Here is a 22,874-nt window from a genome sequence, read left to right as displayed (position 1 = left end):
CTTTAGCGACGCTGTACGTCGTCGCGCTCGGCCAGCGCGCTCTCGATAGCACGCACGACGAGCAGGGCCGAGCGCTCGTCGAGATGTACGCCGTCATCCCAGCGCAGTTCGCCGATCGGCGGATTGATCGGTAGCCAAAGCCCGCGATCGGGGAAGGCTTGGTCGACGATCTCCTTGGTGGTCCGGACGAAGCGGGAGTCCTCGATCTCGGGTGCGAAGGGGACATGGACCAGAAGGGCGCGCGTACCGCGCCGCTGCAGGTCTTCGATGAGCGTCCTGATAAGGGCGACATTTGTGCGCGTCGACCTGGTCGGATCTTCCGTGTTCATCTGTTCCACTGCGCGGTCGAGATAGACCTTGTTGTCGAACGTGCTTGGTGGCTGGCTGAGCAGGTGATCCTGCTGTGCTCGCGCCTGAGCGGGACTGGGAGCGGCATGATTCCAGGTCTCATACGCCGCGGTTGCCGCGCGTATCGGACGTAGAAACAGCCTTTCTGCGCCAACGCCGCCCGAAAATTTCTCGATCAGTGTGGTGTCCGGCGCGCGCGTGAGGACGTTTGTCTCGATGAGGATGAGCTTCGGCAGGTTTCGCCGCCCTGCAAGGATCTCCATGCTGGTCACTGGCGTGCCTCCGGCCAGAGCCAGGTTGCGGACTTGGGGAAGCGAGAAATACTCTTCCTTGAGGCGCCACATGACCGAGCTGCCGACCAGCACGATGTCCGGCGTCGGCTCCCGCGCGTAGCGGTCGAGGGTGACGAGGCTGCTGTCGCGGGTGGTAACGGCTGGCTGCTGCAGAGCCAGGCCGAACCGTTCCGTCGCCAGGCCGCAGGCCAGCAGCAGCGCCACTGCGACGCCGGCGCATTTGATCAGCCATGAAAACCTGGATGCGTGCTGCATGGTCAGAACTGGAAATAGATGAAGGCGGCGTCGGGACCTGCCTCGAGCCAGGCCATCGCCGCCAGCGCGCCATAGAGATACGGCTCCCATCGCCGCAATCTGCCCTCCAGCAGCGCGCCGATGCCGAGGTGCTGGATCAGGACGGGCAGGGCGTAGAGCAGCGCCATGTTGCGGAACAGCTTTGTCGGATTGGGATTGTCCGTCGGCGCGAACATGCCCGAGAGATAGCCGAGTGCGTGATCGAAGTTCGGCAGCTTGAAGAAGATCCACAGCATCGTCACGCAGAAAAACACCACGCCCATGCGGACGACCCGCACCACGGGCCCGGCTTCGCCGAGCAGTTTCAGAAACGGCCGTTCAACGACCAGCAGCAGGCCGTGCAGCATGCCCCACAAGGCGTAGCTCAGGCTCGCGCCGTGCCAGAGCCCGCCGAGCGTCATCACGATCATCAGATTGAGGCAGGTCCACACCGGCCCCTTCCGATTTCCCCCGAGCGGGATGTAGAGATAGGTCCTGAGCCAGGTGGACAGCGAGATGTGCCAGCGGGTCCAGAACTCGGAGAACGAGACCGAGATGTAGGGCAGGTCGAAGTTGACGGGCAGGCGGTAGCCGAACAGCAGCCCCAGGCCGAGCGCGATCGCCGAATAGCCGAAGAAGTCGGCATAGATCTGGTAGCTGTACAGGAACACGAGCAGCCAGCGGTCCGGCGTCGCCACGGTCTCGTAGAGCGGATAGTCCATATAGGACGTCATCTCGTTGAGATTGTTCGCGACGTAGAGCTTGAAGAAGAAGCCGGTCAGGATCCATTTGGCCGCCGCCACGAAGTCCACGTCGCCCAGTTGCTTGGGCGCGATCTGCGGCATGAACTGCCCCGCGCGGGTGATCGGCCCCGAGACCAGCTGCGGAAAGAAGATGATGTAGAGAAACACATCCCGCAGCGGCGGCGACCGCTTCTCCCGCGTCAGGTCGACCAGCAGGCTGATATTGTGGAACACGAAGAACGAGATGCCGATCGGCAGCGGCAGCCGCAGCAGTACATCCAGCGGCGCGACGCCGGTCGGGTGAACCGCACCCGGGTCGATGAACAGCAGCTTGTATTTGAAGAACGCCAATAGCGCGAGATTGAACACGATGCCGGCCGGCATCCAGACCGCGCGGTTGTCGAACGCCAGCACCAGGCAGAGATAGGTCCCGAGCACGGCGAGCAGCAGCAGCGGCAGCAGGTCCGGCTGGCCGGAGCCATAGAATACCAGGCTTGCGAGCACCAGCAGCTGCACCTGGAAGCGGCGCAACGGCGGCAAATAATAGGCGCCGAACACCACCGCGACGAAGACGCCGAACTGAAACGAAGTGAAACTCATGCCGCCCCGGATTGTCCCGTCCGGCATGTACCACTTTGGCCGAGATGGTCATAGCCTTGTTGACCCCCTTGGGTGGGCGCGACTTGTAGTTGCCGGAATGCGCTGTCTCGCTTACCCTCCCCTGGAAGGGTCCGAGACGAGCGGAGCTCGCTCGTGGGTCAGTTCGTGTTGCGCAAAGCGCAACGCGAGCCGGGGTGGGGTGAAGCCGCGCAAATGGTCTCAACATCAATCCGACGCGCAGCGGCGAAGAGGCTCCGGGCGAACACGACGCCCCACGAGCGCAAGCTCTGGCGGGCTCTGAAGGATATTCCGATCGAAGGATCGCATTTTCGCAGGCAAGCGCCGATCGGCCGTTACGTCGTTGATTTCTTCTGTCCTGCCAAGCGCCTCATTATCGAGCTCGACGGCGGGCACCACAACGAAGATGAAACGGCCAAACGAGACCTCGAACGCCAACGTTGGCTCGAGAGCGAAGGATACCGTGTTGTCCGGTTTTGGAATTCCGAGATCGCGGGCAATCTCACCGCCGTCCTCGAACGCATCTATGTCGAGCTGTACGGTTCGCGCGAAGCGGAGGCCGCACTCTTGAGGCATCGCCGGACTTAGCGACGGGGCGCTCTTCTCTTACCCTCCCCTGGAGGGGGAGGGTCGATACGCATGCAGCGCAGCGGAATGCGTAGCGGGGTGGGGTGACGGTCTCTCCGCATTGAACGCCGCCCGTGTTGAGAGATCACCCCACCCCGTCTCACATTTCGCTGCGCTCAATGCGACCCGACCCTCCCCCTCCACGGGAGGGTAAGGATCGCGCCCGCTCATCCGACCTTGACCTCTTGCCGGCAATCTCGTTTCTTTGGCCCGACACCATGACCGTCACCGGGAAACGCCAAGAAAACGCCAAGGTAAGCTTCCATGTCTTTCGTCCTCGCCATCGACCAGGGCACCACCTCCTCGCGCGCGATCGTGTTTCGTGGCGACATTTCCATCGCGGCGAAAGCGCAGCAGGAGTTTCCGCAGCATTTTCCGGCCTCGGGCTGGGTCGAGCACGAGCCGGAGGACATCTGGACCTCGACCGTGATGGTCTGCCGCGACGCGATCGCGCAGGCCGGCATCACGGCCAAGGATATCGCCGCGATCGGCATCACCAACCAGCGCGAAACCACCGTGGTGTGGGACCGCGCCACCGGGCAGGCCGTGCACCGCGCCATCGTCTGGCAGGATCGCCGCACCGCTGATATCTGCGCGAAGCTCAAGCACGAAGGCCACGAGCCGCTAATCTCGCAAAAGACCGGCCTGATCATCGATCCTTATTTTTCCGGCACCAAGGTCGCCTGGATCCTCGACCACGTCCCTGGCGCGCGGGGACGCGCCGCGCGCGGCGAGCTGATGTTCGGCACCGTCGACTGCTACCTGCTGTGGCGCCTCACCGGCGGCAAGGTGCACGCCACCGATGCCACCAACGCCTCGCGCACGCTGCTGTTCAACATCCACACCGGCCAGTGGGATGACGAGCTGTTGGAGATCATCGGCGTGCCGCGCTCGATGCTGCCCGAGGTGAAGGACTCCTCGGCCTATTTCGGCGAGAGCACGCCGGATTTGTTCGGCGGCCCGATTGTGATCGCGGGCATCGCCGGCGACCAGCAGGCCGCGACCATTGGGCAAGCCTGCTTCCGCCCGGGCATGATGAAATCGACCTATGGCACCGGCTGCTTTGCCCTGCTCAACACCGGCTCCACGCCGGTGGCGTCGAAGAACAAGCTGCTCACCACCATCGCCTACCAGCTCGGGGGAAAACGCACCTATGCGCTCGAAGGCTCGATCTTCGTTGCGGGCTCGGCGGTGCAGTGGCTGCGCGACGGCCTCGGCATCATCAAGCACGCGGCCGAGACCGGACCTCTTGCCGATCAATCCGATTCCATGCAGAGCGTCTATCTGGTGCCGGCCTTCGTCGGCATGGGCGCGCCTTACTGGAATCCGCGTGTGCGTGGCGCGCTGTTCGGCCTCACCCGCAACACCGGCCCGGCCGAGCTTGCGCATGCCGCACTGGAAAGCGTCTGCTACCAGACCTTCGATCTCTGGGCCGCGATGCGCGCGGACTGGCCGAGCTCGGAAACCGCGAGCGTCGTGCTCCGCGTCGACGGCGGCATGACGGCGTCGGACTGGACCATGCAGCGCCTCGCCGATCTCCTGGACGCGCCGGTCGACCGTCCCGTGATCCAGGAAACAACGGCGCTCGGCGCGGCCTATCTCGCCGGCCTCCAGGCCGATGTCTATCCCGAGCCGACGAAGTTCGCCGACAATTGGCGGCTCGAGCACCGCTTCAAGCCGAACATGAGCCAGGCCACACGCGATCGAAAGCTCGCCGGCTGGGCCCGCGCGGTGAAGGGCGTGCTGGCAAGCGACGAAGGGGAGTGAGCGGGCGCGCTGCGCCCCAATCAACAACAAACGAGAGGACCAACAATGAACACGGATTTCAACCGGGTCATCCAGAAGCTCAGCAGCGCGGCCATCTGCGCCGCGTTGCTCGCCTCGCCAGCCATGGCGCGCGAAAAACCGAACCCGCTCGGCAGCGCGCGGCAAACCAAAACGGACGTCGCCGGTCTCGACGCGCCCGCCCAGATTCTGGTCGACGTCTGGGGCATCCCGCACATCTATGCCGGCAACGAGCACGACCTGTTTTTCCTGCAGGGTTTCAACGCCGCGCGCGACCGGCTCTGGCAGATCGATCTCTGGCGCAAACGAGGCCTCGGCCTGCTCGCGAAGGATTTCGGCCAGCCCTATGTCGAGCAGGACAAGGCGCTGCGGCTGTTTCTCTATCGCGGCGACATGAAGGCGGAGTGGGCGGCCTACGGTCCCAAGGCCAAGACCTATGCGGAGGCCTTTGTCGCCGGCGTCAACGCCTATGTCGCCGACGTGCGCGCGGGAAAACGTCCGTTGCCGATCGAGTTCAGGATCGCTGGCACCATGCCTGATGCCTGGACCGCGGACGATGTCGTCCGCATCCGCAGCCACGGGCTGACGCGCAACGTCTCTTCCGAGGTCAAGCGCTCGCTGGTCGCCTGCGCGGCCGGTCTCGATGCGGATCGGTTTCGTGTGAAGCTCGAGCCGGCCTGGACCACGAAAATCCCAGATGGTCTCGACGCCTGCAGCGTGCCGAAGGCGGTGCTCGCGGCCTATGACCTCGCGACGCGCCCGGTGGCCTTTGCCGCGCCAAAGGACCAGAAGGCCGCGCTCGCGCACGATCCCGACAAATATCTCACCGAAGCCGACCAGCAGCGCGACACCATCGGCTCCAACAATTGGGTGATCGCGGCCTCGCGCACCGCGACGGGCCGTCCGATCCTCGCCAACGATCCGCATCGCGAGCACAGCGTGCCCTCGCTGCGCTATATCGTCGGGCTGAATGCGCCCGGCCTCTCCGTGATCGGCGCCGGCGAGCCGGCGCTGCCCGGTATCTCGATCGGCCACAACGACACCATCGCCTTCGGCCTCACCATCTTCAACGTCGACCAGGAAGACCTCTACGTCTACGAGCTCAATCCGCAAAATCCCAACCAGTATCGCTACGGCAATGGCTGGGAAGACATGCGCAACGTTCACGAGAAAGAGCAGGTGAAGGGCGAGGCCGACCGCGACCTCGAGCTGAAATTCACCCGCCACGGCCCTGTGATCTTCGTTGATGACAAGAACAACCGCGCCTTCGCCGTGCGCTCGATCTGGTTCGAGCCCGGCACGTCGGCCTATTTCGGCTCGTCGGATTACATGACCGCGAAGGACTGGACCGGCTTTCTCGGCGCCATGCGGCGCTGGGGCGCGCCGTCGGAGAATCAGGTCTATGCCGACACCAAGGGCAATATCGGCTGGGTCGCCGCCGGCAAGACGCCGCGCCGCCTGAACTTCGACGGCCTGATGCCGGTGCCCGGCGATGGCCGCTACGAGTGGCAGGGATTTTTGTCGCTCGACGAGCTGCCGAAATCGTATCAGCCGAAGCAGGGCTTTTTCGCCACAGCGAACCACATGAACCTGCCGTCTGACTATCCCGTCAACGAGCGCAGGGTCGGCTTCGAATGGTCGGACAGCGCACGCTGGCAGCGGATTACCGAGGTGCTCGCGGCGAACAACAAAGTGACGATTGCCGACGCCATGGATTTGCAGAACGACGACACCGCCATGATGGGGCGCCGGCTGGTCAAACTGTTGCAGCGTTTGTCGTCGGACGACGCCAATGTGAAACAGGGCCTCGATCTGCTCAAGCCGTGGGACGCGCGCGATTCCGCCGATAGCGCGGCGGCCGCCGTGTTCGAGGTCTGGATCGCCAATCATCTCGGTCCGGTGCTGCTGAAGGTCACAGCGCCCAAGGCCGCGGACTTGATCGCGCCCGAGGCCTCCAGCATCTCGGCGCTCGTCGCCGCGCTGGAAGCTCCGGATGCGTCGTTCGGCTCCGATCCCGCGGCAGGGCGCGACCAGATCCTGCGCGACAGCCTCGGTGCGGCCGTGGCCGATGTCGCCAGCAAGCTCGGTCCTGATCCCTCCACGTGGCGCTGGGGCCGCCTGCATGTCGCAAAATTCGATCACGCGCTGATGCCGCTCGCCGACAAGGCGACCGCAGCGCAATTGTCGGTCGGCCCGCTCGCCTATGGCGGCGCCGCCAACGTGCCGCGCGCCGCCACCTATCGGCGCTCGGATTACCGGCTCACTGCGGGCGCTTCGTTCCGCATGGTGCTCGACGTCGGCAATTGGGATGCGAGCCGCACCATCAACACGCCCGGCCAGTCCGGCGATCCCTTCAGCGGCCACTACCGCGACCTCGCGCCGCTCTGGGCGACCGGCCAGTATGTGCCGTTGCTCTACAGCCTCTCCGCGGTCGAAGCCGCAACCGCGGAAGCGATCACGCTGACGCCGCGGTGAGCGAGAGCTCTCTCTGTTCCCTCCCCCCTTGTGGGGAGGGGCAGGGAGGGGGGTAACCACACAGGGATTCTATCGATCGCGCACCCGCTCTCTGCATCATCAACAACCGGCACCTTTTCCTGGGCTACCCCCCTCCCTAGCCCTCCCCCACAAGGGGGGAGGGAATGCACCGCCGCTTTGACTAAACTGAACAAGCCACCTCCGTGATCCTCCCCGACGGCTATTCCGACATCTCCGCCGGCAAGATCGCCGCTGTCGTCATCCATCTGGAGATGACCGCACACGCTCCGCGCCGTGACGATCCACCTGGCGCTCCTTCAGGTTCTTGGACCCTGCTCATTGAGTAAAAAAGACGGCTCCTTCCACCGTCATTGCGAGGAGCTCTTGCGACGAAGCAATCCAGAATGCCTCCGCAGAACGATTCTGGATTGCTTCGCTACGCTCGCAATGACCGAGTGTGGCGATCGCGCGTCGCGCCCTCAATAATTATACCGCACGCCGAAACTAAAACCCTGCGCAAGCAGGTTCGTCGTGTTGAGCACCGGCAGCGGCCGCACCGGTCCGACGCCGGGGCCCGGCACCAGGGTTGGATTGACGCTGGTGTCGATCAGCCCGCCGGCGCGCTGCACGCCGGTCCAGTACATGACGTCGTAACCGGCGATCAGCCGCCAGCCAGGTGCGACCTGATAGCCGGCCTTCAGCGAGATCTCCGGCACGACGGCAAAGCGGGTCTGCTCGAAATGGCCGATATTGCTGGGGGCGGTCAGGAAGCCGCCCGCAGTCGTCGTAGTGACGCCGAAGAGGGTGCTGGTCGTGGAGCCCGAGATATCAGCGGTGCTGAAATTGGCGCCGAGCGCGACCTTGCCGCGCCATTCCAGCGACCACGGGCCGTTCCGCCATTCGCCGGTGAGGCCGAGATCGAGGCCGTGGAAATTGCTCGCCGCCTTGAAATTGTCGGTGGGGATGAACGAGCCGAAGGCCGGGGCGTTGCTGGTGTCGGTGATCCAAAGCGTGTCGGATGAACGCAAATAGCGATAGCCGATCAGCGCGCTGACGCGCTGCCCACTCCACATGCCAAGGTCCTGGCGATAGAGCGCGCCGGCGCCGAGCAGGTATGAAGTCTCGTTGGCCTTGACGCTACCGGTGCTGATCCCCGGAAAAGCCGCGATCAGTGCATCCTGCCCCCCGGTCGCGACGTTGAAGAAAGGCCGCGTCAGGATCGGATAAGTGTTGCTGTCGGCCGCAAAGCGGGTTCCGATATTCTCCAGCCCGAAGAACGAGGTTTCGATGCCGCGGCTGCGCTGCGGATCGAACCAATAGCCGGCGGTGATCCGTCCGCCCGAGCGCCAGTCATTGTTGACGGTGGAATTGCCGAATAGAACCGTCGTGGTCGGTTGACCGAGCACGCCGGCCAGGCCGAACGGCGTGCCGGCAGGCGCCGTCGTCACCAGCGCCGGCAGCTTGTCGCCGGTCACACTCCAGGCAAGATAGTCGACCTCGGCCCAGAACGGATTGAAATTAAACGGTTTTGGCGCGGCTTTCAGCGGCAGATCGGCGGCCAGTGCGCTCGTTCCGCCAGACGCCACCGCGGCCAGGATCATGCCGATCGATGCGGTGCGGATTGCCCGCCGAGCCATTGCCACTCCCCCGAGTTCTTGGGGATGGAACCATGCGACAATTTGTTCGGCAAGACGCAGTTGACGAGGACACCGAAGGAAACCTGCGGCTGTTGCCGCAAAGCCTCGTTGTTGAATGGGATCACACGGCTCTCTCCGCGCCGTCATTGCAAGCGCAGCCCAACTAGCTGTCGAAGTTCACCGCCGTCGTGTTGGCGCCACACACCAGCACCGCGACACGTTCACCCGGCGACGGCCGATAGCCGCCGGAGAGCAGCGCTGCGAAGGCCGCCGCGCCGCCGGGTTCGGCGACCAGGCGCAGGCGTGACCATAGTGCACCCTGCGCCTGCCGGATCGCGTCGTCACTGACGAGGACGACGTGCTCGACATGGGCGCGCGCGATCGGAAACATCAGCTCTCCAACACGCCGCGGCGCGAGGCTGTCGGCGGCGAGGCCGCTGGCCGGCGCGTCGACCGGCGCTCCCGCTGCGAAGGCGGCGTGCAGGGTCGGCGATAGCTCCGGCTCAACGGCAATGATGCGCGTCCTCCCGCCACTCCACGCCGCAATGCCGCCGATCAGCCCGCCGCCGCCCACGGCCACCAGCAGCGTGTCGACATCAGGTGCATCCTGCTCCAGCTCCAGTCCGACGCTGCCCTGGCCGAGCAGAGTCTCGGGCTGGTCGTAGGCGTGAACGGCCATGGCGCCGGTGCGCGCGACATGCGCCTCGCTAGCCGCAAGCGCATCGGCATAGCGGTTGCCCGCGATCACGAGCGCGGCGCCATAGCTTCTGATCCGCTCGGCCTTGGCGGGCGAGGTGATGTCAGGAACGAAGATCGTGGCGGGAATGCCGAGCCGCTGCGCCGCATAGGCGACGGCCGCGCCGTGATTGCCGCCGGATGCGGCGACGACACCGGCTTGCCGCACCTGCCGCAGCAGCAGATTGGCAAACGCCCCCCGCGCCTTGAACGACCCGGAATGCTGCAGCAGCTCGAGCTTGAAGATGACGGGCGCGGGTGCAAGCCCGAAATCGGCCAGATCAGCTGCGAGCAGCGGCGTGCGCCGGATGTGCGGGCGGATGACGGCCTCGGTCGCCGTGATCCGCTCGCGCGTGATGTCTGATGTCGCTGTCATGATGCCGTCCTTGATAGCCCATCCGGGCGACGTTGTCGCGAGCGCCATTGCATTGGGCGCAATGCTGCATGTCCAGGATTTCGCTTGCGTCGCTGCGATCTCATCGTGGAAGCTGACCGGCCCTGCCTTGTCCTGCCAATGAAGAGCGAGAACCATGTTCCTGATCGGCCAATATGATTCCCCCTTCGTCCGCCGTGTCGCGATTGCGTTGCGGCTTTACGGGCTCGCCTTCGAGCACAGACCGTGGTCGACCTTCGGCGATGCCGACAGAATCGCGCCGTACAATCCGCTGCGCCGCGTGCCGACGCTGGTGCTCGACGATGGCGAGGCGCTGATCGAGAGCACGATCATCCTGGACTATCTCGACGAGCTCATCGGTGCGGACAAGGCGATGCTGCCGCGAAGCGGCGTTGATCGCCGGAAACACTTGCGCATCTGCGCGCTCGCCACCGGCCTCGGCGACAAGGCGGTCAGCCTGCTCTATGAGCGCGTGTTGCGGAAGGAGCAGCTCACGCTGTGGGTCGAGCGCTGCCAGGCGCAGATCGGCGACGTGCTCGCCGTGCTGGAGGCCGAACGTGCCAAGGTGACCACGCCGTACTGGCTCGGTGACCGCCTCGGCCACGCCGACATCGCGGTCGCCTGCGTCACCCGCTTCACCCGCGAGGCGCATCCGCAATTGTTCGACACGGCGAGTTACCCGGCGCTGGCGGCACATGCCGAGCGCTGCGAGGCGCTGGCCCCGTTCAGGGAGATCGTGCAGCCGCTGGCGCCGCCGAAGGGGTGAGTCCCATGATGTCATTCCGATGCGCGCGCTCGCCCGGAAGGACATCAAGCGCCGCTATGCGAACCCGACCTTGATCAGGAATGTCAGGAAAAGACCTCCGACGATCGCGCAGACCGCGGCGCCGATCAGCGGCCCCAGCGCGCCTTCCCGGCTTGCAGGCTCCAGCACCGCATGTCCCGGCCGTTCCGGATCGTAATAAACTTTGACGTTTTGCCCGGGATGATATTTCGCCGCGGCCTCTTCCGCGACCTCGCGCAGCCCGGAGATCATGGTGCCGCCCCAATTGACTTCGGTGCCGGTGAAGTCGCGCTTGCCGACCTTGTAGGCGTAGCGGAGGTCGACCTGATAGCGGTGCTGGAACTTGCTGGTCCGTGACTTGTCGTCGTCGTTGCCCTTGTCCTCGATGATTTCCTCGATCACGGCGCAATGGGTAACCCTGCCGGCCGCGGTCGGCCAGCGCAGGCTGGCGCTCGCCAGCCGGCGGGTGCTGACATACTCGGCGACGCAGAACACGCCGCCCACGAGCACGATGATCGGTAGCGCGAACACGAACAGCGGAACGCCCTTGTCGGCGTAAAGCACGTGCCCCGCGAGCGAATGCGCGGTCAGGATGGTGGCAATGAAACCGAACACGATCGCGAATGCCACGAGCGCCGCGACGTTCTGCGCTGCGGCGGGCTCCAGCAGCGCTTCGGCCGGGCACGCCGGATCGACATAGACGTCGACATGGGCGCCGACCGGATATCGTCCGGCCAGTTTGGCGGCGAGCACCCTTGTCATCATGGCGATGCCGCCGACAAAGACCTTGTCGCTTTCAAGCTCCTCGCCGCCAGCATGATAGCGATAGCGGACCACAGGCTTGGCATCGTTCTGATCGTCCGAGACGTGCGCCGCCGGTTGGTCGACCCTGGAGACCGTGATGATGCCCTCGACCTTGTCCCAGCTCCGCGCGGCCTGCATCCGGCCCCGCATGCGGACCAGATTGAACGACATCAATCCAAACAGCAGCGTCGAGATGCCGGCGGCAATCTGCGTCCACATCAATCCTTGGGCATCCAGCATCTGATTCCTGCTCCCCGACCGCGACTGGCATTGGTCGCGACGAGCGCGCGTTGCGTTCACGGCGCTGGCACCGTTCAAGGAGATCATGCAGCCGCGCTGCCGAAGGGGTGAGGGCTCTCGTCATTCCGGGGCGCGCGTAGCGCGAGCCCGGAATCCATCGTGCGGCGGGTGATGTGGACAAATGGATTCCGGGCTCGCGCCAAGGGGCGCGCCCCGGAATGACCGTGATTGGCACGCGACCCGATCCTGCCTTGATACAGCTGTTTTGCCCGACGGAGCAAGTGATTTTCGGTAAGACCGAAAATCTCTCGAGCCTTTCAACCCCATCCCTACTGTGCATGGGGTTGTTTTTCGCTTTTGAGCGCCGGGACGGCTATCCCGCGCCTGCGCGCTTCTTCTGCCAGACCAGATGCACCGCGCAGGTGCAGCCGGGCGGATGCGAGGCGAGGTCCTTTGAGGTCTCGTCGTTGGCGGGTGTCGCCGCAAAAGCCTTGTCGGCGTCCTCGCGCGACGGGATGTAGTTCAGCACCGGCGCGAGCCAGCGCTCGGTCTCGGCCACACTCATGCCCTTGCGCGCGGCGTAGTCCTCGACCTGGTCGCGCTCGATCTTGCCGACGCCGAAATAATAGCTCTCGGGGTTCGCGAAGTAGAGCCCGGAGACGGAGGAGCCAGGCCACATCGCGAAGCTCTCGGTGAGCTTCACGCCGGCGGTGTTCTCAGCGTCGAGCAACTCGAACAGCGTCGCCTTCTCGGTGTGATCGGGCTGCGCGGGATAGCCGGGTGCGGGGCGGATGCCCTGGTACTTCTCCAGGATCAGATCGTCGGTCGACAGCGCCTCGTCCGGCGCATAGGCCCAGAACTCGCGGCGTACGCGCGCATGCATGCGTTCGGCGAAAGCCTCGGCCAGCCGATCGGCCAGCGCCTTGCACAGGATCGACGAGTAGTCGTCATTGGCCATCTTGAAGCGATCGGCGACCGCATCCTCGCCGATGCCGGCGGTGACCACGAAGCCGCCGACATAGTCGGGCACGCCCGCAGGCGCGATGAAGTCGGCGAGCGCCGCGTTGAAGCGGCCCTCGCGCTTCTCGAGCTGCTGGCGCAGCGTGTGCAGCGTCGCGATGCGCTTGGTGCGGCTCTCGTCGGCATAGAGCACGATGTCGTCGCCCTGCGCGTTCGCCGGCCAGAAGCCGACGGTGGCGCGCGCCCGGAACCATTTTTCCTTGACGATCAGGTCGAGCATTTTCCGCGCATCGTCATAGAGCGAGCGCGCGACTTCGCCGACCTTGGCGTCGTCGAGAATCGCGGGGAAGCGGCCGGCCAGTTCCCAGGTCTGGAAGAACGGCGTCCAGTCGATATAGGGCACGAGCTCGGCGAGATCGTAGTCGTCGAAGCTCTTGATGCCGAGGAAGGTCGGCTTCACCGGCTTGTTGGCGGCAAAGTCGACCGGCACGCGGTTCTTGCGTGCCGCCTCCAGCTTCAGCCGCTTCTTGTCAGCCTGCGCGCGCATATGCGCATCCGAGATCTTGGCGTATTCGGCGCGCACGTCGGCGGCATAGGCGTCGCGCTTCTCAGGGCTCAGCAGCGAGGATGCGACGCCGACCGCGCGGCTGGCGTCGTTGACGTGGACGACGGGGCCAGCGCGATAGCTCGGATCGATCTTCACGGCGGTGTGCACGCGGCTGGTGGTGGCGCCACCGATCAAGAGCGGCAGCTTGAGGCCTTCGCGCTGCAATTCGCCGGCGAAGAACGCCATCTCGTCGAGGGACGGCGTGATCAGGCCGGACAAGCCGACGATGTCGGCCTTCTCCGCCTTCACCGTCTCGACGATTTTTGCAGCCGGCACCATCACGCCGAGGTCGATCACCTCGTAATTGTTGCACTGGAGCACGATGCCGACGATGTTCTTGCCGATGTCGTGGACGTCGCCCTTGACGGTCGCGAGCACGATCTTGCCGGCCGACGAAGTGGCGCCGCTCTCGATGCCGTTCGCGGCGTTGCGTGCCTTTTCCTCTTCCATGAACGGCATCAGCCAGGCGACCGCCTGCTTCATCACGCGGGCGGACTTCACCACCTGCGGCAAGAACATCTTGCCGTCGCCGAAGAGGTCGCCGACCACGTTCATGCCGGCCATCAGCGGCCCCTCGATCACGTCGAGCGGGCGCGACGAATTCTTGCGGGCTTCCTCGGTGTCCTGCTCGATGAACTCGGTGATGCCGTGCACCAGCGAATGCGACAGCCGCTTCGCGACCGGCCATTCGCGCCAGGCCAGATCGGCTTCCTTGGTCTGGGTCTTGTTGCCCCGGAATTTCTCCGCGAGCGCCAGCAGTCGCTCGGACGCGCCCGGATCGCGGTTGAGGATGACGTCCTCGCACACCTGACGCAGTTCAGGATCGATGTCGTCATAGACGATCATCTGCCCGGCATTGACGATGCCCATATCCATGCCGGCCTTGATGGCGTGATACAGGAACACCGAGTGCATGGCCTCGCGCACCGGCTCGTTGCCGCGGAACGAAAACGACAGGTTCGACACGCCGCCCGAGATGTGCGCGCCCGGCAGATTCTGGCGGATCCAGCGCGTCGCCTCGATGAAGTCGACGCCGTAATTGTTGTGCTCCTCGATGCCGGTCGCGATCGCGAAGATATTCGGATCGAAGATGATGTCTTCCGGCGGAAAGCCGACGCGGTTGACCAGGATGTCGTAGGCGCGCTTGCAGATCTCGGTCTTGCGCGCGAACGTGTCGGCCTGACCGACCTCGTCGAAGGCCATCACCACGACGGCCGCGCCGTGACGGCGGGCGATCTTGGCCTCGTGGATGAACTTGTCCTCGCCTTCCTTCATCGAGATCGAATTGACGACCGGCTTGCCCTGCACGCATTTCAGGCCGGCTTCGATCACCGAGAATTTCGACGAGTCGACCATCACGGGAACGCGGGCGATGTCGGGCTCTGCGGCGACGAGGTTGAGGAAGGTCACCATCGCGGCTTCCGAGTCCAGAAGACCCTCGTCCATGTTGACGTCGATGATCTGCGCGCCGTTCTCGACCTGGTCGCGTGCGACCTGCAGCGCAGCCGTGTAGTCGCCATTGGTGATCAGCTTGCGGAAGCGGGCCGAGCCCGTGACATTGGTGCGCTCGCCGACGTTCACGAAGGGGATGGCGTCGGTCAGAATGAAGGGCTCGAGGCCGGAGAGGCGCAGCTTTGGCGCGATCTCCGGCACGATGCGCGGCTTGTGCGGGGCAACCGCGGCGGCAATGGCCGCGATATGATCCGGCGTGGTGCCGCAGCAGCCGCCGACGATGTTGACGAGGCCGGACGCAGCGAACTCGCCGACCAGTCGCGCCATGTACTCCGGCGTCTCGTCATACTGGCCGAACTCGTTGGGCAGGCCGGCATTGGGGTAGGCGCAGACCAGCGTATCGGCCACGCGGCCGATGTCGGCGATGTGCGCGCGCAGATCTTCCGCGCCGAGCGCACAGTTGAAGCCGATGGTGACGGGCTTGGCGTGCCGCACCGAATTCCAGAACGCTTCCGGCATCTGGCCCGAGAGCAGGCGGCCGGATTTGTCGGTGATGGTGCCCGACACCATCACCGGCATGTCGATGCCGAGCTCTTCGGTGATCTCGGCGATGGCATAGAGCGCGGCCTTGGCGTTCAGCGTATCAAAAATGGTCTCGACCAGCAGCAGGTCGACGCCGCCGTCGATCAGACCGCGGATCTGCTCGCCATAGGACTTGCGCAGGTCGTCGAAGGTGACGGCGCGGTAGCCGGGATTCGAAACGTCGGGCGAGATCGAGGCGGTGCGGTTGGTGGGGCCGATGGCGCCTGCGACGAAGCGCGGCTTGCCGTCCTCGGCCGCGACACGCTTGGCGGCGTTGCCGGCGAGGCGGGCGCCTTCGCTTGCCATCTCGTAGACGATGTCGGTGAGGTCGTAATCGGCCTGCGCAATCGAGGTCGTCGAGAAGGTGTTGGTCGCGACGATGTCGGCGCCGGCGCGCAAATAGGCGGCGTGGATGTCCTCGATCGCCTGCGGCTGGGTCAGGATCAGGAGATCGTTGTTGCCGCGCAGGTCGCGATGGAAATTCTTGAAGCGTTCGCCGCGGAAGGCGGCCTCGTCGAACTGCAGGTTCTGGATCATCGTGCCCATGGCGCCGTCGAGCACGAGAATGCGCTCGCGCGCGGCGTTGATGAGGGCGGTTCGCTTGGGCGAGGTGGGTACAGTCATGGTGTCTTAAGCCGCCTTCTGCGCGCTCTTGGCGCGAATGCCGAGCAAATGGCTGATCGCGAACACGAGATCGGCGCGGTTCATGGTGTAGAAGTGGAAGGTGTCGACGCCGTTCTTGGCGAGCTTCTGCACCTGGCCGGCCGCAACGGTTGCGGCCACCAGCTTGCGGGTCTCGGCGTCGTCGTCGAGGCCATCGAATTTCGCGGCGAACCAGTCCGGCACGGTGGTGCCGGCGCGGGTGACGAAATTGCGGGCCTGCTTGAAATTGTGCATCGGCATGATGCCCGGCACGATCGGGATGTTGATGCCGCGGGCGCGGACGCGGTCGAGATAACGGAAGTAGAGGTCGTTATCGAAGAACACCTGGGTGATGGCGCGCGTCGCGCCGGCATCGACCTTGGCCTTCAGCGTATCGATATCGGCGTCGAAGTCGCGTGCTTCTGGGTGTTTCTCGGGATAGGCGGAGACGGACACTTCGATGTCGGGGTGCCGCTTCTTGATGCCCGCGACGAGCGCGTCGGACGTCTGATATCCGTCGGGATGGGCAGAGTAGGGCGTGCCGATGCCGCCGGCGGGATCGCCGCGCAGGCCGACGATGTGGCGGACGCCGACCTCGTGATAGCGGTCAACGATCTCGTCGATTTCGCCGCGCGAGGCACCGACACAGGTCAGATGCGCAGCCGGCAGCAGCGCAGTCTCTTTGAGGATGCGAGAGATGGTCGAATGGGTGCGTTCGCGAGTCGAGCCGCCGGCGCCATAGGTCACGGAGACGAATTTCGGGTCGAGCGGGGCCAGCCGGTTGATGGTCTCCCAGAGATTCCGCTCCATATCTTCGGTCTTGGGCGGAAAGAACTCGAAGGAGATCGCAGGCCGCCTTGCGGCGAGGTGCCCGTCTTGCCCGTCAGTGTGGGCAGGCGTCGTCAAATCGGTCATGGCACCACTCACTCCAGAGCATTCGCCAGCGGTCTGGCGGCGGCGGTCGGGTCTAGCTTGGGAGAGGCTAAGATAGGACAAAGGCAGGTTTCTCGACAGCCCATCGGTGATGGGAAGTCGCCCACTTTTTATGGAATGGAGTCAAATATTGGCATACGGAGGATGGCAGTGGGATATCGGCTAGAAGGATTTATTATCAATTAGTATCAATAATATAGATCCATCCAATCGGCCGATAAAATTGGCCTACGTTGGGTGGGCAGAACGTATTTTGTGTTACGTGCTCTACGGTTGTCCCAACACACCGCTGTTGCCACGCCCGCGACCTTTGCGCCCGCACACGCCAGACCTGCGCTGTTGGCCCATTGCCGCCGCGCGGCCCTCCACTAGGTTAGCGCGCCATGATCCCGCTTTCAGTCCTCGATCTCTCCGTCGTCACCACAGGCACAAAGCCCGCCGCGGCGCTGCGCAACAGCATCGACCTGGCGCGCCATGTCGATGGGCTTGGCTACGTCCGCTACTGGCTCGCCGAGCACCACAACCTCGCCTCGGTCGCGAGCCCGGCGCCCGACGTGATGATCGGGCAGATCGCTGCGGTGACGAAGCACATCCGCGTCGGCTCCGGCGGCGTGATGCTGCCCAACCACGCGCCGCTGGTGGTGGCCGAGCGCTTCAAGATGCTGGAGGCATTGTTTCCAGGCCGCATCGACCTCGGCCTCGGCCGCGCCCCCGGTACTGATGGCGCTACGGCCTATGCGCTGCGAAGCCGGCTCGACCGCCGCGAAGGTGACGACTTTCTGGAGCGGCTGCACGAATTGATCCTGTGGGAGACCCGTGAATTCCCCGCAGGGCACCCCTATCACAACGTCGTCGCGATGCCTGACGACAGTCGGCTGCCGCCGATATGGTTGCTCGGCTCCAGCGATTATTCGTCGGAGCTTGCCGCGCAAGTCGGCATGGGCTTCGCCTTCGCTCATCATTTTGCGTCTCACGATGCGATCGACGCGATGGTGCATTACCGCAACCGCTTTCAGCCTTCGGCCTGGAACGCAAGCCCACACGCGATCCTCGCGGTCGCCGTCATTACGGCCGATACGGACGAAGAGGCCGAAAAGCTCGCCGCGTCTTTTGACCTCAACCGCCTGCGCCGCGACCGCGGCCAATATCTGCCGCTGCCGAGCCCCCAGGAGGCGTTGGCCCATCCTTATACGGATTCCGAGCGTGTCTCGATCGCGCGCAACCGCTCGCGCCTGTTCGTCGGCAATCCGGCGACGGTGCGGAAGAAGCTGCAGCCGCTGATGGATGCGAGCAGGCCGGACGAGTTGATGGTGATTACGGCCGTGTACGATCACGAGGCGCGCAAGAAATCGTATTCGCTGCTGGCCGAGGCGTTCGGGCTGGCGAAGCAGGCAGCCTAGGTCCCGGCTCGCGCTTCGCGCGTCCGGGACATGCGACTAGTCCTGCTGCGTCTCGCTGAACGTCGCCCGGAACGGGTGGCCGGGATACACGCCGACGATACGAAATTCGCGCGAAAAGAATTTCAGCTCCTCGATCGCAAACGCAAGGCCCTTGTCGTCAGGGTGGCCGTCGACGTCGGCATAAAACTGCGTGGCAAAGAAATTGCCGTCGACCATGTAGCTCTCGAGCTTGGTCATGTTGACGCCGTTGGTGGCAAAGCCGCCGAGCGCCTTGTAGAGCGCGGCGGGGAGGTTGCGGACCCGAAATACAAAAGTGGTAACCAGCGGGCCCGAACCTTGTGCCGCCCATTTCGGCTCGCGCGCCAACACCACGAAGCGCGTGGTGTTGTGGGCCTCGTCCTCGATGTCCTCGGCAAGAATGTCGAGGCCGTAGATCTGCGCGGCCAGCCGCGAGGCGATCGCGGCGACGGTCTTGTCCTTGCGCTCGGAGATGTCGCGGGCGCTGCCGGCGGTGTCGGCGTGCACGATGCCCTTGATGCCGAGCTTGCGGATGATGCGGCGGCACTGGCCGAGCGCGTGCACATGGCTCTCGACGGACTTGATGTCGGACAGCTTCGTGCCCTTGATCGCCATCAATTGATGCCGGACCGGCAGGAACCATTCGCCGATGATGAAGAGGCCAGAGGCCGGCAAAAGATGATGAATGTCGGCGACGCGGCCGGCGACCGAATTCTCGATCGGGATCATGCCGAGATCGGCTTCGCCCGAGGAGATCGCCGACAGCGCGTCCTCGAAGGTGGCGCAGGGCATCGGCTCGGCGTCGGGATAGGCCTCGGCAATGGCGATATGGGAATTGGCGCCAGGTTCGCCCTGGAATGCGATCTTCATCTTGCTCATGACGGGCCTTGTAGCAGCGGCTCAGGATTTGGAAAGGATGCCGCGGGCGGTCTCGAGGTCCGCCGGCGTGTCGACCCCGCGGGGCACGGTGTCGACGATGGTGAAGTCGATGCGCATCCCGGCCTCCAGGGCGCGGAGCTGCTCGAGTTTCTCCTGCAGCTCCAGTGGCGAGGGCGGCAGCGAAACGTAGCGCTCCAGCGCGGCGCGGCGATAGGCATAGAGGCCGATATGGTGGTAGCGCGGTCCGTCCCCGGTCGGCGCGGTGGCGCGGGTGAAGTAAAGAGCGCGCATCCGCTTGCCCCCGAGCGAGGTTCCGATTGCCTTGACGACGCTCGGGGCGAGGTCCTCCTCCTCGGTGTGGATCTGCGAGGCCAGCGTGGCGATGTCCACGGCCGGGTCTTGCAGCGGCGGCAGCACCTCGCGGATATTGTCGATCGTGATCGTCGGGAAATCGCCCTGGAGATTGACCACGATCTCGGCCTTTCCGTCCGGATCGAGCTTCTGCATGGCCTCGTGGATGCGGTCGGAGCCTGAGGGGTGCTCCATGCGGGTCATCACCGCCTCGCCGCCATGGGCGGTCACGACCGCGGCGATCTCTGCCGTATCGGTTGCCACCGCAACCCGGCCGATTCCGGCGGCCTCGGCACGCCGCATCACATGCACGATCATCGGCAGGCCCGCGATATCGGCGAGCGGCTTGCCGGGCAGGCGGGTGGCGGCCATGCGGGCCGGGATCAGCACCAGGATGCGGGGATCGGTCATCGGTTGAAGGCCCTGGAAACGCGACGCTTTCCGCGTCGAGAAATGGGGTGGGGACGGGCTGATAGAAGGGTCGCTTATACGGGTTGCCAGACCCCGGGCAAACCGATATCTCAATGGCAAAACTCGGGGAAACAATAAGGAACGTTTGATTCTCCCGAGGCTCGTCCTGGCGGCCGCACGGCCGCCTGTTCCTTCTTGCGGTGTGGGGCCTGGCCGGAAATGGACTCTTTCGAACTCAACAAGATTCTCGGGGCCGTGCTCGGCACCTGTCTCATTCTGCTGGTGACGAGCTTCACCGCGCAGGCGCTGTTCTCGCCCAAGATGCCGGAAAAGCCGGGCTTCGAGATCGCCGTGAAGGAAGTGGCCGGCGACAAGGAAGGTGGCGCGGCCGCCGCCGCCCCGTCCGAGCCGATCGAAAAGCTGCTCCAGACCGCCTCCGTCGAGAAGGGTGCCTCTGCCGCCAAGAAGTGCGCCGCCTGCCACACCTTCGAGAAGGGCGGCCCGAATCGCGTTGGTCCCAACCTCTTTGGGATTGTTGACGACCACCGCGGCGAAGGCCGCAACGGCTTCAACTTCTCGGCCGCGATGAAGGCCAAGGGCGGCACCTGGACCATCGACGAGCTGAACAAGTTCATCGCCAACCCGAAGGGCGCCATCCCCGGCACCGCGATGGGCTTTGCCGGCATCCCGAAGGACAGCGAACGCGCCGACGTCATCGCCTATCTGAACAGCCTCTCCGACAGCCCGAAACCGCTCCCGACGGCGGCGAAATAAGGCTCCTCGGTCTCTAACTTGGATGTGCGGCCAGGCCCCAAAGCCTGGCCGTTTGCATATCCGGGCCTCGCGGCGTTGTTATCGGGGCGTTTGGCCGCATCTGACAGGCTGTCCGGCCTTCCAACATGAGGAAAAAGCAACATATTCCGTCGAAACCTCGCCTATATTGAGCACTTAAAGGGGTAACCTCCTTCAAGACTGGGATGTTGATTTGGCCATTACCCGACGCGATCTGCTTCTCACCGGCGCAGCCGTCGCTGCGCTCCCCGCCCTCGGCTCCGTGGCGGGTGTTCCCGTCGTCCGCACGGCAGAGGCGCAATCGGCTGGTGAACTCCCCTGGCGCCATGCGCTGTCGCTGTTCGGCGACATCAAATATCCCGCCGACTTCAAGCGCTTCGACTATGTCAATGCGGATGCGCCCAAGGGCGGCGTCGCGCGCCTGATCTCGCTCGGCACTTTCGACAATTTCAACATCGCGGTGGCCGGCATCAAGGGCTCGCTCGCGCCGGCCGCGGCGCTGATCTATGAGACGCTGATGACGCGTGCCCAGGACGAGGTCGCCACCGAATATGGCGAGCTCGCGGAAACCGCGCAGCACCCGGACGATTTTTCCTGGGTGACCTACCGCTTGCGGAAAGAGGCGCGCTGGCACGATGGCAAGCCGGTGACGCCGGAGGACGTGATCTTCTCGCTGGAATCCCTGAAGAAGCTGAGCCCGATGTATGCCTCTTACTACCGCCATGTGACGAAGGTGGAGAAGAGCGGCGAGCGCGACGTCAAGTTCACCTTCGACGCGCCCGGCAATCGCGAATTGCCGACCATCGTGGGTGAGCTCACCGTGCTGCCGAAGCATTGGTGGGAGGGTACTGACGCGCAGGGGCGCAAGCGCGACATCGGCGCGACCACGCTGGAGCCGCCGCTCGGCTCCGGGCCGTACAAGATCAAGGAATTCGTGGCCGGGCGCTCGATCAAGCTCGAGCGGGTCAAGGATTATTGGGGCGCCAAGGTCCCCAGCCAGGTCGGCACCAACAATTTCGACGAGCTGCGTTTCGAGTTCTTCCGCGACAACCTCGTCGCGCTGGAGGCGTTCAAGGCCGATCAGGCCGACTGGATCGCCGAAAACTCCGCCAAGCAGTGGGCCACGGCCTACGACTTTCCGGCGGTGGCCGACAAGCGGGTGGTCAAGGAAGAATTCCCGATCAACGATTCCGGCCGCATGCAGGCCTTCGTTTTCAACATCCGCCGCGATCAATTCAAGGACGCGCGGCTGCGCCGTGCCTTCAACTACGCCTTCGACTTCGAGGAGATGAACAAGCAGCTCTTCTACGGCCAGTACAAGCGCATCGGCAGCTATTTCGAGGGGACTGAACTTGCTGCCTCCGGCCTGCCGCAGGGGCAGGAGCTGGAGATCCTTCAAACCGTGAAGGACAAGGTGCCGCCGGAGGTCTTCACCACGGCCTACCAGAATCCGGTCGGCGGCAATCCGGAGGCAGTGCGCGCCAATTTGCGAGAGGCAGCAAAGCTTTTGAAGGAAGCCGGCTTCGAGGTGCGCGACCACAAGCTGGTCGATAGCACCGGCAAGCCGCTCACGGTCGAGATCCTGGTGCAGGATCCGTCGTCGGAGCGCATCGCGCTGTTCTACAAGCCGTCGCTGGAGCGGATCGGCGTCAGCACCTCGATCCGCGTGGTCGATGATGCGCAATACCAGAACAGGCTGCGCAGCTTCGACTTCGACATGATCATCGATCAGTGGGGCGAGTCGCTCTCGCCCGGTAACGAGCAGCGCGAGTTCTGGGGCTCGCAGGCCGCCGACATGCCGGGTGCGCGCAACACCATCGGCATCAAGAATCCTGCGGTCGATGCCTTGATCGAGAAGGTGATCTACGCCAAGGACCGGGGCGAGCTGGTCGCCGCGACCCACGCACTTGACCGCGTGCTGTTGTGGAATTTCTACCTCGTGCCGCAATTCACCTACGGCTTCTCGCGTTATGCCCGCTGGGATCGCTTTGGCCATGCCGAGCCGCTGCCGAAGTACGGCCGCTCCGGCCTGCCGACGCTGTGGTGGTACGACGCTGAAAAGGCGGCGCGCATCGGAAAACGCTCTTGAGG

General features: G+C 64.5%; 16 protein-coding genes and 1 pseudogene. 8 read left to right on the top strand and 9 right to left on the bottom strand.

Annotated elements, in window-relative coordinates; all coding sequences use genetic code 11:
* Window positions 1-2 precede the first annotated feature (2 nt).
* Both K3F49_RS22485 and K3F49_RS22480 read right to left on the bottom strand, forming a co-directional pair.
* Window positions 3-896, bottom strand: a complete 894-nt coding sequence (locus tag K3F49_RS22485) for a hypothetical protein (protein ID WP_234683134.1) — start codon at window positions 894-896, stop codon at window positions 3-5.
* A gap of 2 nt (window positions 897-898) precedes the next feature.
* Complete coding sequence (locus K3F49_RS22480) at window positions 899-2,257, bottom strand: MBOAT family O-acyltransferase (RefSeq protein WP_234683133.1); 1,359 nt, start codon at window positions 2,255-2,257, stop codon at window positions 899-901.
* A 153-nt stretch (window positions 2,258-2,410) separates the two neighbouring features.
* On the opposite strand from K3F49_RS22480, the gene K3F49_RS22475 reads away from it, so the two are divergent.
* The 4 genes and pseudogenes from K3F49_RS22475 to K3F49_RS22460 all read left to right on the top strand — a co-directional run.
* Window positions 2,411-2,863, top strand: coding sequence for an endonuclease domain-containing protein (locus tag K3F49_RS22475; protein WP_234683132.1), 453 nt, complete (start codon window positions 2,411-2,413; stop codon window positions 2,861-2,863).
* A 303-nt stretch (window positions 2,864-3,166) separates the two neighbouring features.
* A complete protein-coding gene (glpK, locus tag K3F49_RS22470) occupies window positions 3,167-4,669 on the top strand; it encodes a glycerol kinase GlpK (RefSeq protein WP_234683131.1) in 1,503 nt (500 codons plus the stop codon).
* 45 nt (window positions 4,670-4,714) lie between these two features.
* Window positions 4,715-7,162, top strand: coding sequence for a penicillin acylase family protein (locus K3F49_RS22465; protein ID WP_234683130.1), 2,448 nt, complete (start codon window positions 4,715-4,717; stop codon window positions 7,160-7,162).
* 203 nt (window positions 7,163-7,365) lie between these two features.
* Window positions 7,366-7,497, top strand: a pseudogene (locus tag K3F49_RS22460) (GNAT family N-acetyltransferase); the annotation flags it as partial.
* 144 nt (window positions 7,498-7,641) lie between these two features.
* On the opposite strand, the gene K3F49_RS22455 reads toward K3F49_RS22460, so the two are convergent.
* Window positions 7,642-8,799 (bottom strand): BBP7 family outer membrane beta-barrel protein, encoded by a 1,158-nt coding sequence (locus tag K3F49_RS22455; RefSeq protein ID WP_234683129.1) that lies wholly within the window; start codon window positions 8,797-8,799, stop codon window positions 7,642-7,644.
* A 163-nt stretch (window positions 8,800-8,962) separates the two neighbouring features.
* Window positions 8,963-9,910 carry a threonine/serine dehydratase gene (locus K3F49_RS22450; RefSeq protein WP_234683128.1) on the bottom strand — a complete coding sequence of 316 codons (948 nt, stop codon included), beginning with the start codon at window positions 9,908-9,910 and terminating at the stop codon, window positions 8,963-8,965.
* Window positions 9,911-10,064: 154 nt separating this feature from the next.
* Between K3F49_RS22450 and K3F49_RS22445 the strand changes: the two genes are divergently transcribed.
* Window positions 10,065-10,694 (top strand): glutathione S-transferase family protein, encoded by a 630-nt coding sequence (locus tag K3F49_RS22445; RefSeq protein ID WP_234683127.1) that lies wholly within the window; start codon window positions 10,065-10,067, stop codon window positions 10,692-10,694.
* Window positions 10,695-10,748: 54 nt separating this feature from the next.
* Here the strand turns inward: K3F49_RS22445 and K3F49_RS22440 are convergent, their stop codons facing one another.
* The 3 genes from K3F49_RS22440 to metF form a co-directional block, all read right to left on the bottom strand.
* A complete protein-coding gene (locus K3F49_RS22440; protein WP_234683126.1) occupies window positions 10,749-11,756 on the bottom strand; it encodes a DUF3592 domain-containing protein in 1,008 nt (335 codons plus the stop codon).
* Between the two features lie 373 nt (window positions 11,757-12,129).
* A complete protein-coding gene (gene metH, locus K3F49_RS22435; RefSeq protein ID WP_234683125.1) occupies window positions 12,130-15,981 on the bottom strand; it encodes a methionine synthase in 3,852 nt (1,283 codons plus the stop codon).
* Between the two features lie 6 nt (window positions 15,982-15,987).
* Window positions 15,988-16,914: a methylenetetrahydrofolate reductase [NAD(P)H] gene (metF, locus tag K3F49_RS22430; RefSeq protein WP_234683124.1), complete on the bottom strand. Its 927-nt coding sequence runs from the start codon at window positions 16,912-16,914 to the stop codon at window positions 15,988-15,990.
* A 401-nt stretch (window positions 16,915-17,315) separates the two neighbouring features.
* Here metF and K3F49_RS22425 point away from each other — a divergent pair, with 401 nt between their 5' ends.
* Entirely contained in the window at window positions 17,316-18,332 is a 1,017-nt protein-coding gene (locus tag K3F49_RS22425) for an LLM class flavin-dependent oxidoreductase (RefSeq protein ID WP_234683123.1), read from the top strand.
* A gap of 36 nt (window positions 18,333-18,368) precedes the next feature.
* Here the strand turns inward: K3F49_RS22425 and K3F49_RS22420 are convergent, their stop codons facing one another.
* Both K3F49_RS22420 and K3F49_RS22415 read right to left on the bottom strand, forming a co-directional pair.
* Window positions 18,369-19,229 (bottom strand): prephenate dehydratase, encoded by an 861-nt coding sequence (locus K3F49_RS22420; protein WP_234683122.1) that lies wholly within the window; start codon window positions 19,227-19,229, stop codon window positions 18,369-18,371.
* 21 nt (window positions 19,230-19,250) lie between these two features.
* Entirely contained in the window at window positions 19,251-19,991 is a 741-nt protein-coding gene (locus K3F49_RS22415; RefSeq protein ID WP_234683121.1) for a 3-deoxy-manno-octulosonate cytidylyltransferase, read from the bottom strand.
* A 219-nt stretch (window positions 19,992-20,210) separates the two neighbouring features.
* Here K3F49_RS22415 and K3F49_RS22410 point away from each other — a divergent pair, with 219 nt between their 5' ends.
* Both K3F49_RS22410 and K3F49_RS22405 read left to right on the top strand, forming a co-directional pair.
* Window positions 20,211-20,765: a c-type cytochrome gene (locus K3F49_RS22410; RefSeq protein ID WP_234683120.1), complete on the top strand. Its 555-nt coding sequence runs from the start codon at window positions 20,211-20,213 to the stop codon at window positions 20,763-20,765.
* A gap of 211 nt (window positions 20,766-20,976) precedes the next feature.
* On the top strand, window positions 20,977-22,872 hold the full coding sequence (locus K3F49_RS22405; RefSeq protein WP_234683119.1) for an ABC transporter substrate-binding protein: 1,896 nt from the start codon (window positions 20,977-20,979) through the stop codon (window positions 22,870-22,872).
* The last annotated feature ends 2 nt before the right edge of the window (window positions 22,873-22,874 follow it).

The sequence above is a fragment of the Bradyrhizobium monzae genome (genome assembly GCF_021458635.1).
GTDB lineage: Bacteria > Pseudomonadota > Alphaproteobacteria > Rhizobiales > Xanthobacteraceae > Bradyrhizobium.
The sequence above is the reverse complement of the archived record's forward strand: the minus strand, read 5'-3'. Positions and strand labels throughout refer to the sequence as shown.